The 14,163-nt window shown below is 78.6% G+C and carries 7 protein-coding genes; 3 read left to right on the top strand and 4 right to left on the bottom strand.

Annotation, left to right across the window (positions count from 1 at the left end; genetic code table 11):
• Positions 1 to 14: 14 nt before the first annotated feature.
• Genes recD through FBY24_RS13375 form a run of 4 tightly spaced genes read right to left on the bottom strand, consistent with a single transcriptional unit; the run spans position 15 to position 9,402 of the window.
• Positions 15 to 1,766, bottom strand: coding sequence for an exodeoxyribonuclease V subunit alpha (gene recD / locus FBY24_RS13360; protein ID WP_142161282.1), 1,752 nt, complete (start codon positions 1,764 to 1,766; stop codon positions 15 to 17).
• Positions 1,763 to 5,167, bottom strand: coding sequence for a UvrD-helicase domain-containing protein (locus FBY24_RS13365; RefSeq protein WP_142161284.1), 3,405 nt, complete (start codon positions 5,165 to 5,167; stop codon positions 1,763 to 1,765). The genes recD and FBY24_RS13365 overlap by 4 nt, the downstream gene beginning before the upstream one ends.
• Positions 5,164 to 8,541: an exodeoxyribonuclease V subunit gamma gene (gene recC, locus FBY24_RS13370; RefSeq protein WP_255432389.1), complete on the bottom strand. Its 3,378-nt coding sequence runs from the start codon at positions 8,539 to 8,541 to the stop codon at positions 5,164 to 5,166. The genes FBY24_RS13365 and recC overlap by 4 nt, the downstream gene beginning before the upstream one ends.
• A gap of 57 nt (positions 8,542 to 8,598) precedes the next feature.
• On the bottom strand, positions 8,599 to 9,402 hold the full coding sequence (locus FBY24_RS13375) for a glycerophosphodiester phosphodiesterase (RefSeq protein WP_370510990.1): 804 nt from the start codon (positions 9,400 to 9,402) through the stop codon (positions 8,599 to 8,601).
• 144 nt (positions 9,403 to 9,546) lie between these two features.
• On the opposite strand from FBY24_RS13375, the gene FBY24_RS13380 reads away from it, so the two are divergent.
• The 3 genes from FBY24_RS13380 to gtfA all read left to right on the top strand — a co-directional run bounded on the left by FBY24_RS13380 (position 9,547) and on the right by gtfA (position 14,135).
• Positions 9,547 to 10,824 (top strand): esterase-like activity of phytase family protein, encoded by a 1,278-nt coding sequence (locus FBY24_RS13380; protein WP_142161288.1) that lies wholly within the window; start codon positions 9,547 to 9,549, stop codon positions 10,822 to 10,824.
• 174 nt (positions 10,825 to 10,998) lie between these two features.
• The gene (locus FBY24_RS13385) at positions 10,999 to 12,480 is read left to right on the top strand and encodes a glutamate synthase subunit beta (RefSeq protein ID WP_142161290.1); all 1,482 of its coding nucleotides are present in this window, start codon (positions 10,999 to 11,001) and stop codon (positions 12,478 to 12,480) included.
• 146 nt (positions 12,481 to 12,626) lie between these two features.
• Entirely contained in the window at positions 12,627 to 14,135 is a 1,509-nt protein-coding gene (gtfA, locus tag FBY24_RS13390; RefSeq protein WP_142161292.1) for a sucrose phosphorylase, read from the top strand.
• The last annotated feature ends 28 nt before the right edge of the window (positions 14,136 to 14,163 follow it).

Genomic DNA, 14,163 nt, shown 5'->3' on the forward strand with positions numbered 1-14,163 from the left:
CGGTCGGCGCCCGGTCAACGAGGAGCGTGCAGGCCCGTGGTGCGGCTGGTCGGGCTGGTGATCGCCCGGCGGACGGCGGCGTCCGTGGCCAGGATCCGCACGTGGTGCCGGGCGCGGGTCACGGCCGTGTAGAGCAGCTCTCTGGTGAGCAGGGGGGAGCCCTCGGGCGGGAGCACGAGGGCGACGCGGTCGTGCTGGCCGCCCTGGGCCCGGTGCACCGTGCTGGCGTCGGCCGGGGCGGCCGCAGGCAGGAGGTGCGGGCGGACGAGCTGCGGGGCGTCGGGGTCGCCGAACGCCACGAGCGGCCCGTCGTCCTCGACGACCACGCCGAGGTCGCCGTTGGCCAGCCCCGTGGCGGTGTCGTTGGCGGTGACCGTCACCGGGCGGCCCGGTGCCCACGGGCCCGCCGGGCCGCCCGTCGCCGCGTCGACCCAGCCGCGCGCCAGGGCCTCCCACCGGGCCAGGCCCGCCGGGCCGCGGCGGTGCGCCACCAGCAGGCGGTGCGCCGGCAGGGCGCGCAGGGCGGCAGCGGCGTCACCGGCGCGGGCGGCGTCCACCAGGGCGGTGCCGGCGCGGACCACGTCGGCGCGCAGGGCGTCGAGGGCACCCGCGTCGCCCGGGGCGGCCAGGGTGGCGTGCGGGCCGCCCGCGTGCAGCAGCGCCAGCGCCGTGCCGTCGTCGCCCGCGCGCACCGCGTCGGCCAGCGCACCCAGCTCGGTGCCGAACCGGTGCCGCACGGTCAGGCGCACCACCGCGTCGTCGTGCGCCGCCACCAGGTCGCCCAGCACCGCGCCGACCTCGACCGACGTGAGCTGGTCCGGGTCGCCGACGAGCACGAGCCGCGCGTCCGGGCGGACCGCGTCGAGCAGGCGTGCCAGCAGCGGCAGCGAGACCATCGACGCCTCGTCGACCACCACGACGTCGTGCGGCAGCGGGTGCCGGGGGTCGTGGCGCGGGTGCGGCGAGCCGGGGCGCAGGCCGAGCAGCGCGTGGAGCGTGCCGCCGGGGGTGCCGGCCAGGGCGGGGAGGTCGGCGTGGACGGCCTCGGCCAGCCGTGCCGCGGCCCGGCGCGTCGGAGCGGCCAGCGCCACCCGGGGCACCGGGCCGGCCGCGTCCTGCACCACGTCGTGCAGCACGGCCAGCACGCGGGCGACCGCGGTCGTCTTGCCCGTGCCGGGCCCGCCCGTCACGAGCGTCAGCCGGTGCCGGGCCGCGTGCTCCGCGGCCTGGCGCTGCCGCTCGTCGCCAGGGCCGGGCAGGTGGCGGTCCAGGGCCGCGCGCAGCGCGTCGTCGTCCACGGCCGGCCGTGCGGCCAGGCGCGCGTCGACGGCGCGGCGCACCACCTGCTCGTCACGCCACCAGCGGTCCAGGTACAGCCGGTCGTCGACGAGGCGCAGGGGACGGTCCACGGGCGCGCCCGGCACGTCCGGCCCCGCCGGCCCGTCGGCGACGAGGACGCTGCGGCGGACCGCGTCCGCCCACGCCGCCGGGTCGGGCCACGGCACGTCCGGCACGGCACCGTCGTCAGCCGCCACCGACCCGGGCAGGTCCGCGAGGACCACGCACGACGACCCCGCGCGCACGGCCCGCACCGCGCACGCCACCGCCAGGTGCACCCGCTCGTCGTCCTCCCCGGCCAGGGCGCCCAGGCGCTCGGCGACGCGCACGTCCGCGGACGTCAGCACGCCCGCCGCCGCGAACGCACCCAGCAGCGGGCCCGTGCGCCACGGGACGCGCGGGTCGCCGGGGTCGGGGGCCACGCTCATGCCGGCCGCCCGCCCAGCAGCGCCGACAGGTCGGTGACCAGCGCCGTCGGGGGCCGCCACGACAGCACCCCGCACGGTGCACCGTCCACGACGGGCGTTCCCGGGCCGACCATGCCGCGCACGAAGAGGTACACCCCACCGCCCAGGTGCACGTCCGGGTCGTAGCCGGGCAGCCGCCACCGCAGGAACCGGTGCAGCGCCACCGTGTACAGCAGGAGCTGCAACGGGTAGTGCGCGTCGACCATCGCCCGCACCAGCGCGTCGGGGCGGTAGTGCCACGCGGTCACCGGCTCGTCCGGGGGAGCGAGCCGGTTCGTCTTGTAGTCCACCACCACGTACCGGTGGTCCGACGCCTCCGCGGCGGGCACCCGCAGCACCGCGTCGACGCTGCCCGTCAGGTACCCGCGCAGCAGCGTCGGCGCCCGGCCCGCCGGGTCGAGCGCCGCCAGGCGGTCCGCGTAGCCCGCGAACGGGTCGGCCGGCGTCAGGTGCGTGCGCAGCAGGTCCGCGACGTCCGCGAGCCGGGCGGGGCGGCGTCCGGTGCCGACGTCCCCGCCGGCCAGCGGCAGCTCCACGTCCAGCTCGGCCAGCCGGTCCGCCGGGGCGACGTCGGCCAGCGCACGCCCGCCCAGCAGCGGCCCGCACGGCGTGCGCAGCGTCGGCAGCAGCGCCGCCGCCAGCGCCCGCGGCTCCGGGCCACCGGGGCGCCACGCACGCACGCACCGGTCCAGCACCTCGCCCGGCAGGTCGTCCGCACCCGTGTCGACGTGCTGCAGCACGTCGTGCACCACCGTGCCGAACGCCGTCCCGCCCGGCAGGTCGCTCCACGGCGACCCGACGGCCCGCAGCGCCGCCACGGCGTCCGGGCTGCCCGCCCCGCCCGGACCGTCCGCCGGCGCCCGGTCCTGCTCGTCGACGACCCCCGTCTCCTCGGGCTCGTCACCCACGCCCGCCGCCGCACCCGTCGGCCCGCCCGCTACCGCGTGCGCGTCGGCCGTCAACCCCGAGTACGACGTGCGCCGCCACGTCACGTCCACCGGCCGCCCCAGCCGCGCGACCTCCAGCTCCGGGACCTGCGGCACCGGCGCCGACCACCGCACCGCACCCGGTGCCGCCGTCACCGCCTGGTGCACGACGGTCCCGCCGCTGCGCGCCGCGAGCGCGTCGAACGCCGCCGCGGCCTGGTCGTCCCGCGGCACCGGCACCGTCGCCGGCGGGCTGCCGTCCGGGCCGCGCCCGCCCAGCACCAGCCGGCCCACCGCCCCCGACGTCGACACCGTGCTCGGCGCCCACCACACCACCACCCGGCTGCTCGCCCGCGTCAGCGCCACGTACGCCAGCCGCAGGTCCTCACCGGCCTCCTCCGCGTGGTGGCGCTCGCGCGCCTCGTCGTAGCCCGGGCTGCCCGGCCCGCCCACGTGCAGCACCCGCGCACCCGACGGCGCGTGCAGCCGCAGCACCTGCGGGGTCCGCGGCACGAACCGGTCCCACGCGAACGGCACCATCACCATCGGGAACTCCAGGCCCTTGGCCGCGTGCACCGTCACCACCTGCACCGCCGCCGCATCGGTCTCCAGCCGGCGGCTGCGCTCCGTCGCGTAGTCCGCCCCGGCCTCCTCGATGCGCGCCCGCAGCCACTCCGTCAGCGCCGCCGGACCCAGGCCGCGCTCGCGGGCCTCGGCGTGCAGCACCTCCCCGACGTGCCGGACGTCAATCACCGCCCGCTCGCCGTCGACCCGGGCGAGCAGCCGGGCGTGCAGGCCACCGGCCACGGTCGCCTCGAGGAGGGCCGCGACCCCCTGGGTGGTCAGCACGTGCGACCAGCGCTGCACGCGCTCGGCCAGGCGCTCGTGCGCGGCCGGGTCGTCGGCCGCCAGGTCGTGGGCGTCCCACCCGACGAACGGGGTCAGCGCGGCCGCGGCGGTGCGCCGGCGGTCGTCGGGGCGGGCGAGGGCGTGCAGGAGCACCAGCCAGTCCCGGGCCGCGGGGGTCGCGAACACGCTCGACAGGCCGGAGACCACCGCGGGCACCCCCGCGGCCACGAGCGCGTCCCGGGTGGCCAGGGCGTCGGCGTTGCGGCGCACGAGGACGGCGACGTCGCCCGGGCGCAGCGGCCGCCACCCGTCGCCCGCAGCCACCTGGTCGTGCTCCAGCGCGTGCACCACCTGCGCGGCGACGTCCCGGTGCACCAGTGCCCGGACCGGGCCCACGCGCGGGGCTCCGCTCGTGGCGCCGACCGCCCGCCGGTCGACACGGCGCAGCGTCACCGGCGGCCCGCCGCGCACGCGCCGGCCGGGGCGTGCCGCGCGCACGGGGTGCACGACGATCTGCGGGTCGCCGAGCGCGGTGCCGCCGAGCAGGTGCGCGAGCCCGTCGAGCAGCGGTGCGTCCGCCCGCCAGCTGTCGGGCAGCGTCGCGGTCCGCGCGTCGGCCCGCGCCGCCAGGTAGGTGTGCACGTCCGCGCCGCGGAACGCGTAGATCGCCTGCTTGGGGTCGCCGATGAGCACGAGCGTGCGGTGCCCGGCGAAGGCCGTGCGCAGGATCTGCCACTGCACCTCGTCGGTGTCCTGGAACTCGTCGACCATGACGACGTCGAACCCGGCCCGCACCCGCTCCGCGGCCAGCGGCCCCGTCTCGGGGTCCGCGAGGGCGTCGCGCAGCAGCACTAGCAGGTCGTCGTAGTCGACGACGCCTGCCGCGCGCCGCCGCGCGACCATCCGCGCCCGGGCTGCGGCGGCGAGGCGACGGCGGTGGTCGGCGGGGCTGCCGGGCGGGGCGTCGACGGGCTCGAGGTCCGCCGCGTGGTCGCTGACCGCCGCCCGCGCCACCGCCCGCGCGTCGTCGAGCGCGAGGACGGGCGCGTCGTGGTGCACGTACGCCGCGAGGTACAGGTCGTCGACGACCTCGTGCTCCAGCGCGGCGACGTCCGGCAGCAGGACGGCCCCGGGCTCGACCGTGCCGCCGCCCGCCGCCGTGCCCAGGCCCCGCAGCGCCTGCTGGCAGAAGCCGTGCGTCGTGGTGATCGTGGCGGCGTCGACCTGGCTGAGCGCCACCGTCAGCCGTGCCTGCCGGCGGGCCAGCTCGGCGTCGTCGACGGCGGCGAGGTGCCGCACGAGCGCGTCGGGGTGCGTGCGGGCCGACGGGTCGCGCAGGGCGCGCTCGGTCTCGACCAGCCGGGCCCGCACGCGGTCGCGCAGCTCCCCGGTGGCCGCGCGGCCGAACGTCACGAGCAGCAGCCGGGGGAGCTCGGCCACACCCTCGGCGACGTACCGGGTCGTCAGCGCGGCGATCGTGAACGTCTTGCCCGTGCCCGCGCTGGCCTCCAGCACCGTCGTGCCGGTCGGCAGGGCGCCGAACAGGTCGAACTCCTCGGTGGGCGGCCCCGCGGCCGCGGTGCTCACGGTGGGCCTCCCCGGGCGTGCACGAGCAGCGGCTCCCACACCTCGCGGGCCAGCGCGCCCAGCAGCGTCGGCTCGTCGGGCCAGCGGGTCCGCTCGACGTCGCCCGGGGTGCCGGCGACGTCCAGGAGCCGGGCGTGCGGGCCCCACGCGAGCACGTGGTGCTCGTCCTCGTGCTCGTGCCGGTCCTCGAACGCGTGCTGGGCGTCGGCGAGCGCCCCGGCGGGGTCGTCGTGGCCGTGCCGGCGGGTCGCGTACGTCGCGGCGGCCGCGACCGGCAGGGGCAGCGGCTCGGTCAGGGCCCGGTCGTGCACCGCGACCAGCCGCCCCAGCACCTCGTGCGCCGTCGCGGGGTCGGGGGCCGCGAGCCACGCCGTCGCGGCGGTGGGGCGCGTCCCCGGTCCGCGGCCCACGGTCGCGGCGCCGCGCAGGGCGCCGCCCGCCGCCCCGCCCGCGGACGCGACCGCAGCCAGCAGCGCGACCCACGTGCGGAGCCGCTGCCGCGCGGACAGCCGCGCGTACGCGCCCCGCACCAGCAGCGCGTCGTGCACGTCCGGCACGGTGCCCGTGAGCAGGCGGCCGTCGGCGAGCCGGACGTCGACGGGGACCGTGCGTCGCGGCGACGTGCACAGCCGCCCGACCGCCTCGGCCACCGCGTCCACGCGGGTCGCGACGTCCAGCAGCGCGGCCGTGCCGAGGCGCCCGGGCGGCACCTGGCCCCGGCGGCGCTCGGCCGCCAGCGCCCGGTCGGGGTCCACGCCGTCGAGGCGGGCGGTCAGCAGCCGCTCGCCGACGGCCCGTGCCACCCGCGCGTCGAGCACCAGCGGCAGCCGGTCGTCGAGGTCGTCGACCTCCCCGGGCACACGCACGCCCAGCCGGTCGCCGACGAACGCCCGCACCGGGTGCACGAGGACCCGCACCAGCGTGTCGAGGTCGAGCGTGCCGCCCGCCGGCGGCGGGGACAGCGGCGCGTCGAGCAACGGCGTGCGGCCGGTGCGGGGGCCCCGGGCCGCGCGGGCCGCCGCCAGGTCCGCCTCCGCGAAGCTGAACGGTCCCGGCCGTCCGAGCGCACCGGGCACGAAGCCGCGCGCGTCCACGGTCTGCAACGGGTGCCGCACCACCAGCGCCGACCGGGCCGGGCGCCCGCCGGGGAGCGCGACGCACTCGTCGACGGCGTCGAGCAGCTCGCCCACCGGCACGGCCGGCGCCAGCACCGCGCCCGTGCGCTCGTCGGCGCCGCTGTGCACGACCACGAGGTAGTCGACCGCGCTGGTCACCGCGTCGAGGAAGAGCTGGCGGTCCTCCGTGCGGCGGTCCCGCTCGCCGACCAGCGGGTCACGGGCCAGCACGTCGTCGCCGTCCGGCGCCGTCGCCCGCGGGAACGCGCCGTCGTCGGCGCCGAGCACGCACACCACCCGGTGCGGGACCGCGCGCATGGGCTCCAGCGAGCACACCGTCAGCGCGCCGGTGCGGAACCCCGCCCGGGTGGGCCGGCCCGCCAGGTGCGGCGCCAGCAGCGCGACCACGTCGGGCAGGCGCAGCGGCACGTCCTCGTGCCCGGCACCCGCCTCCCGCAGCCGGGCGAGGACCGCGGCGGCCTCGACCGGGGCCCACGGCTCGTCGTCCGGCGCCAGCGCCAGCAGCGTCAGCGCCCGCTCCAGGGTCGCGTGCCAGTGCGCGGCCGGGTGCACGCCGTCCAGGTCGCCCAGCAGGGCGGTCAGCCGGTCGAGCAGCTCCGCCACCCGCCCCACGAGGTCGACGTCGGTGCTCGTCACGTCGTCCAGCGGCAGCGCGGCGCCGACGAAGCGGTGGTCCTCGTCGGCCATCGCGACGCCCAGCAGCAGCCTGTCGGTGCCCGTGCGCCACGTGCCCTGCGCCAGGCCCGTCAGCCCGTAGCGCGCCCGGCGCCCGACGTCCTCGCCCCACCGCACCCCCGCGTCCAGGGCCCAGGCGCGCAGCCGGGCGAGGTCGTCGTCGTCGAGCCCGAAACGGTGCCGCACGGCCGCCAGCCCGGCGAGGTCCACCACCGCCGACGCCCCGACGCGCGAGCCGGCGAGCGCGAGGAGGTCCGCCAGCACCCGCAGCAGCGGGTTGGTCCGGGCGGGGGAGCGGTCGGCCAGGCGCACCCGCAGCGCGCGCCCGGGGTGCGTCGGGACGTCGTCGTCGTCGACCGCGCCGAACGTCGCGACGACCAGCGGGGCGAACGCCTCGACGTCCGGGCAGAGGACCAGCACGTCGCGCGGCTGCAGCGTCGGGTCGTCGGCCAGCAGCCCCAGGAGCACCTCGCGCAGCACCTCGACCTGCCGGGCGCGCCCGTGGCAGGCGTGCACCTGCACGCTGCGGTCCTCCGGCCCCGCCACCCACCGCCCGTGCGCGGGGGTGCGGCGGTCGTCGCGCAGCGCACCCTGCACGGCCCCCAGCACCGTGGCCGGCGGCGGCGGGGCGGGGTGGTGCACGACGCGTGCCCCGCGCCCCGCCAGGCGCGCCCCCAGCTCGGCGGCGTCGCGGGCCGACGACGTGAGGACGGGGTGCGACGCGACGCCGGCCACGGTGCGCCGCCGCGGGGCGTCGCGGGTCGCGCCCGCGCCCGCGGCGTCCCACAGCACGGGCGAGGGGTGGGGGAGCCACAGGTGGACCTCGCGGTGCTCCGCCAGCGCGTCGAGCACGTCCAGGTGCGCCTGCGGCAGCCGGGTCGCACCGAGCACGTGCAGCCGGCCCGGCAGGTCCACCGTGGCGGGCCGTTCCCGGACCGTGGCGACCGCCGCGGCGAGCCGCTCCGCGGGGCTGGGTACGCCGACGCGCTCGCGCACCAGGCGCCACAACGGCGGCTGCCACGCCAGGTCGTCGGGCACGGGGGAGCCGGCACCGTCCTCGTCGAGGCCGCGCGCCCACGCGACGACGAGCGCCGGGCGCTGCGTGCCGTACGCCGCGAGGAGGCGGGCCGTGCGCCGGGCGAACGCGCCGCGCCGGGCGGCCCGCACCTCGTCGCCGCCCAGGTGCCGGCGCAGCGGCTGCGCCCACGGCGGCCCGGACACGACCGCGTCGTCCACCGCGCGCAGCACGTGCCACGTCAGCCGGTCCGGGTCCCACGGGTCCTGCTCGGGGTCGGTCCCGCCCGCGGCGGCCACGACGTCGCGGACCAGCCGCCCCGGCGGGTCCAGGACGAGACGCGCGCACACGCCGCCCTCGCCGTCCGGGCCCGCGCCGAGGTGGTGCGCGAGGCGCTGCACGAGCCACCGCTCGACGCCCCGGGTCGGCACGGCCACGACCTCCGGCGCGAACGGGTCGTCCGGCGCCTGCGCCAGCAGCCGGGCGAGGTGGTCGACGAGGACGTCCGTGCGGGGCGAGGTGTGCACCACCAGCCCCGTCGTCGTCACGTCCCGCACGCTAGCCCAGGGCGCCCACCGGGCCCGGGGAGCCTGTGGACGACGCGCTCAGGACCACGTCCCGCGCTCGCGCAGCACGTCCCTCAGCAGGTCGGCGCGGTCGGTGACGATCCCGTCGACGCCCAGGTCCAGCAGCCGGCGCATCTGCCCGGGGTCGTTCACGGTCCACACGTGCACCTGCCGGCCGGCCGCGTGCGCGGCGGCGACGGTGCCCGTGTCGACCACCCGCACACGGCCCTGCGCGACGGGCACCTGCAGGCAGTGCACGTCGCGCAGCGCACCGGCCGCGACCCTCCGCAGGCGCGCCCGGTGCGCGAGGACGAACCGCGCGACCTCGCCCGTCCCGGCCGACGTCGCCACGGGCCGGGTCAGCAGCGCCAGCGTCGCGCGCCGCCGCGCCGCGGAGAACGACGCCACGCACACCCGGCCGTGGGCGCCCGTGCGCTCGATCGCGGCGGCCACCGGGGCGACCGCCCACTCCGACTTCACGTCCACGTTGACCCGCAGGTCCGGCCACGTGCCCAGCACCTCCTCCAGGGTCGGCACGGGCTCGGACCCGCCGATCCGCGCGTGCCGCACCTGCGACCAGGGCAGCTCGGCGACGAGGCCCTCGGCGTCGGTCGTGCGGTCCAGGCTCTCGTCGTGCAGCGCCACGGCGACCCCGTCGGACGTCGCGTGCGCGTCGGTCTCCACGTAGCCGAAGCCGAGGTCGACGGCGGCGGCGAACGCCGCGAGGGAGTTCTCGCGCCCGTCGAGGGAGAACCCCCGGTGCGCGAGCGCGACCACCCCGCCCGGGGCGTCGAGGTAGGGGTGCGCCGGGCCCGGGGCGGCGTGCGCGGGCAGGGTGTCCACGGCTCCACCCTGGCGGGTCCCGGGCCCGCGTGCGAGGCCGGTCCGCGGCGGTGCGACCACCATCGGGTGAATTCACCCGATGGTCACCGGCTGCGCACCGGGACGTGGTCGCCCCGTGGCCCGCGCCCCCTTCGGTAGGGACGCATGAGACGAACCGTGCCCCGCCCGACGACGAGCCCGTCGCGCCGCCGCGTCGCGCTCCTGCTCACCGCCGCCCTGGCCGCGGCGGCCGTCCCCGGGCTGCTCGCCCCGGCCGCGGCGTCCGCGGCACCCGACGCCACCGCCGCCGGCGCGCACGGGACCCGCACCGCCCCGACGCTCGTCGCACGCGCCACCCTGGCCGCCGACCACCTCGCCGCCGGACCGCCCTCGGGCGCGCTGGCCACGCCCGCCAACGGCCGGCAGGGACCGTTCGCCGGGCAGGTCGTCCCCGGGTTCTCCGGCGTCGTCGACGCCGGCGACGGCACGTTCTGGGCGCTGCCCGACAACGGCTTCGGCACGAAGGCCAACTCCGGCGACTTCCTGCTGCGGCTGTACCGCGTCGACCCCGCCTGGCAGACCCGCCGCGGCGGGTCCGGGGAGCTGCATCTGACCGGGCACGTCCAGCTGCGCGACCCCGACGGGCACGTCGACTTCCCGATCCAGCGGGAGGGCACCGCGCAGCGCCTGCTCACCGGCGCCGACCTCGACGTCGAGTCCGTGGTCCGCGCCCCCGACGGCACGTTCTGGATCGGCGAGGAGTTCGGGCCGTTCCTCGTGCACGTCTCCGCCACCGGGCGCGTCCTCGCCCCGCCCGTGCCGCTGCCCGGTGCGACGTCCCCGCAGAACCCGTCCCTCGGCGCCGGCGAGCAGCCGACCGTCCGGGCGTCCGCGGGCTTCGAGGCCCTCGGCGGCCTGCGCGACGGGCGGTACCTGTACCCCGTGCTGGAGAACGCGTACCTCGCCGACCCCGACCAGAGCCGGCGCGTCGTGCACGAGTTCGACACCCGCCGCGGCCGGTACACCGGCCGGACGTGGGACTACCGCACCGACCAGGTCGGCAACCTGGTCGGCGACGCGTTCTGGGTGCGCGGGCACGAGCTGCTCGTCGTCGAGCGCGACAACCTCGACGGCCCCGCCGCCGCCGTCAAGCGCGTCTACCGCGTCGACCTGCGCCGCGAGGACGCTGACGGGTACCTGCGCAAGGAGCTCGTGCTCGACGCGCTCGCGATCGCGAACCCGGACGGCATCGGGGCCGGCGACGGCTACGGCACCGGCGACCCGTTCCGGTTCGCCGTCCAGTCGTTCGAGACGGTCGTGCGCCTGCGCGACGGCCGGCTGCTGCTCGCCAACGACACCAACTACCCGGGCAACGCCGCACGGGTCCCCGGCACCCCCGACGACACCGAGATGGTGCTCGTCGAGCTGCGCCGCACCCGCTGAGCCCGCTGCCGTCCCAGCACGCGGACGGCAGACGTCCGGCAGGCGTCGGTGACCGGGACCTCCGGCCCGCCGACGCCCTCCCGCGCCCGCCTACCGTCGGACCACGCCCGGGCGCGGCGGCGACGCCCGCCGCCGCGCCCCGGGCGCCCTGCGACCCTGAGCGGAGCGTGCGACGTGGCCGACCCCCGTGGCTTCCTCACGCACCGGCACCGCGAGCTGCCGGTCGACCGGCCCGTGCCCGTGCGCCTGCAGGACTGGGCCGAGGTGCACGCCCACCGGGCGGGGCACGACGACGACGTCGTCATGGTCCGGCGGCAGGCGAGCCGCTGCATGGACTGCGGCGTGCCGTTCTGCGCCGCCGCGTGCCCGCTGGGCAACGAGGTCCCCGCGTGGAACGACCTCGTGTGGCGCGGCGGCTGGGAGCAGGCCGCCGACCGCCTGCACGCCACGAACAACTTCCCCGAGCTCACCGGCCGCGTCTGCCCGGCCCTGTGCGAGGCCGCGTGCGTCCTCGGCCTGCACGACGAGCCCACCACGATCCGGCACGTCGAGGTCGCGCTCGCCGAGGAGGCCTTCGCCCGCGGGCTCGTCGAGCCCCAGGTCCCGCAGCGCCTGACGGGGCGCACCGTCGCTGTCGTCGGCTCCGGCCCCGCCGGGCTCGCGTGCGCGCAGCAGCTGACGCGCAGCGGGCACACCGTCGTCGTCCTCGAGCGCGACGACGCGGTCGGCGGGCTGATGCGCTACGGCATCCCCGAGTTCAAGCTCGAGAAGCAGGTCCTCGACCGCCGGCTGGCGCAGATGACCGCCGAGGGCACCCGGTTCCGGACCGGCGTCACCGTGGGCACCGACGTCACCGGTGCGCAGCTGCTCGCCCGCTACGACGCGGTCGTCGTCGCCACCGGCTCCACCGTGCCCCGCGACCTGCCCGTGCCCGGCCGTGGGCTGCGCGGCGTCGAGCAGGCCATGACCTACCTCACGCAGGCCACCCGCGTCGTGCACGGCGCGACCGTCGCCGACCAGGTCCTGGCCACCGGCCGCGACGTCGTCGTGATCGGCGGTGGCGACACCGGTGCCGACTGCGTCGGCACGGCTCTGCGGCAGGGGGCCCGCAGCGTCACGCAGGTCGAGATCCTCCCCGCCCCGCCCGCGACCCGGACCGACGCCGACCCGTGGCCCGCCTACCCGCGGATCCTGCGCACCTCGACGTCCCACGACGAGGGCGGGGTCCGCGTGTGGGCCACCAGCACCGTGCGCGTCCTCGACGACGGCACGGGAGCGGTCCGCGCCGTCGAGGTCGAGGACGTCGAGGCCCGCGACGGCGGGTTCGTGCCCGTGCCCGGCACCCGCCGCGAGCTCCCCGCCGACCTGGTGCTCCTCGCCCTCGGGTTCACCGGTGCCGAGCCCGGCCCGCTCCTCGACGGCCTCGGCCTGACCCGCACCCCCCGCGGCGCCGTCGCACGCGCCGACGACTTCAGCACCGGCACGCCCGGCGTCTTCGTCGCCGGCGACGCCGGCCGCGGCCAGTCCCTCGTCGTGTGGGCGGTCGCCGAGGGGCGGGCCGTCGCCGCGTCCGTCGACCGGTTCCTCATGGGCGGCACCGCGCTGCCCTCGCCCGTGCGCGCCGGCACCCGCCCCCTCGCCGTGCCCGCGCGCTGACCCGCGCCGCACCCGGTCGGGCCGTCGCGGCGATCACCCCGCGCCCGGGGCGCGCACCGGCGCCGGGGCCGCTAGCGTCGCCACCAGCGGACGACGCACCGCAGCGCCGCCCGCGCACCACGACGACGTGGACGCGAGGAGGAGCAGTGCGCGACGGGGTCCAGCTCATCACCTACGCCGACCGGCTCGGCGGCGACCTGCCCGGCCTGGCCCGCGTCCTGCGCGACAGGTTCGGCGACGCGTTCACCGGCGTCCACGTCCTGCCGTTCTTCACGCCCTACGACGGCGCCGACGCCGGCTTCGACCCCGTCGACCACACGCAGGTCGACCCCCGCCTCGGCGGCTGGGACGACGTGCGCGACCTCGCCCGCACCCACGACGTCATGGCCGACCTCATCGTCAACCACGTCTCGGCCGACTCCCCGCAGTTCCGCGACGTGCGGGAGCGCGGCGACGCGTCGCAGTGGGCGTCGATGTTCCTCACGATGTCCTCGGTGTTCCCCGACGGCGCCCGGGAGGAGGACCTCGCCCGCATCTACCGCCCCCGCCCCGGCCTGCCGTTCACGGCCCTGCGGCTCGGCGACCGGCTGCGCTACGTGTGGACCACCTTCACGCCCCAGCAGGTCGACGTCGACGTGCACTCGCCCGCGGGGCGCACCTACCTCACGTCGGTGCTCGACGCCGTCGCCGCCGCCGGGGTCACCCTCGTGCGCCTCGACGCCGTCGGGTACGCCGTCAAGACGCCCGGCACCACCTGCTTCATGACCCCCGAGACCTTCGCGTTCATCGACGAGTTCACCGCCCAGGCCCGCGCCCGCGGCGTCCAGGTCCTCGTCGAGGTGCACTCCTACTACCAGCAGCAGGTCGCCATCGGGCGGTCCGTCGACCTGGTCTACGACTTCGCGCTGCCCCCGCTCGTGCTGCACGCCCTCTACACCGGCGACCCCCTGCCGCTCGCGCACTGGCTCCAGGTCCGGCCCCGCAACGCCGTCACGGTGCTCGACACCCACGACGGCATCGGCGTCATCGACGTCGGCGCCGACCGCACGGTCGAGCCCGGCGAGGACCCCCGCCCGGGCCTGCTCACCGAGCCCCAGCTCGACGCGCTCGTCGAGGAGATCCACCGCCGCACCGGCGGGGCCAGCGCCCGCGCCACCGGCGCCGCGGCCTCGAACCTCGACCTCTACCAGGTCAACTCCACGTACTACGACGCCCTCGGCGGCGACGACCAGGCGTACCTCGCCGCCCGAGCCGTGCAGCTGCTCACCCCCGGCATCCCGCAGGTCTACTACGTCGGCGCGCTCGCGGGCCGCAACGACCTCGACCTGCTGGCGCGCACCGGGGTGGGGCGGGACATCAACCGGCACGTGTGGACGGCGGCGGAGCTGGACGCCGACCTGCAGCGCCCGGTGGTGCGGGCGCTGCTGGCGCTGTGCCGGCTGCGCGGCAGCGTGCCCGCGTTCGACTCCGACGAGGTCGGCGTGCGGGTCGAGGGATCGGTCCTGACGCTGGCCCGGCGGGGGGCGGCGCACCCGGCGGCGACGTTCACGGCCCGCGTCGACCTCGCTGCAGCCCGTGCGTCCCTGGACTGGTCGGACGCCGACGGCACCCCCCACCACGTCCCCGACCTCCTCTCCCTGGCCACCCACCCCTGACGCCCGGACCCCGCCCGACGGCCGTCCC

This window comes from Cellulomonas sp. SLBN-39 (genome assembly GCF_006715865.1).
Classification (GTDB): Bacteria; Actinomycetota; Actinomycetes; order Actinomycetales; family Cellulomonadaceae; genus Cellulomonas.

Coding starts and splice junctions, on each gene's coding strand:
- FBY24_RS13380 (WP_142161288.1), top strand. CDS start 9,547: ATGAGACGAACCGTGCCCCGCCCGACGACGAGCCCGTCGCGCCGCCGC.
- recD (WP_142161282.1), bottom strand. CDS start 1,766: ATGAGCGTGGCCCCCGACCCCGGCGACCCGCGCGTCCCGTGGCGCACG.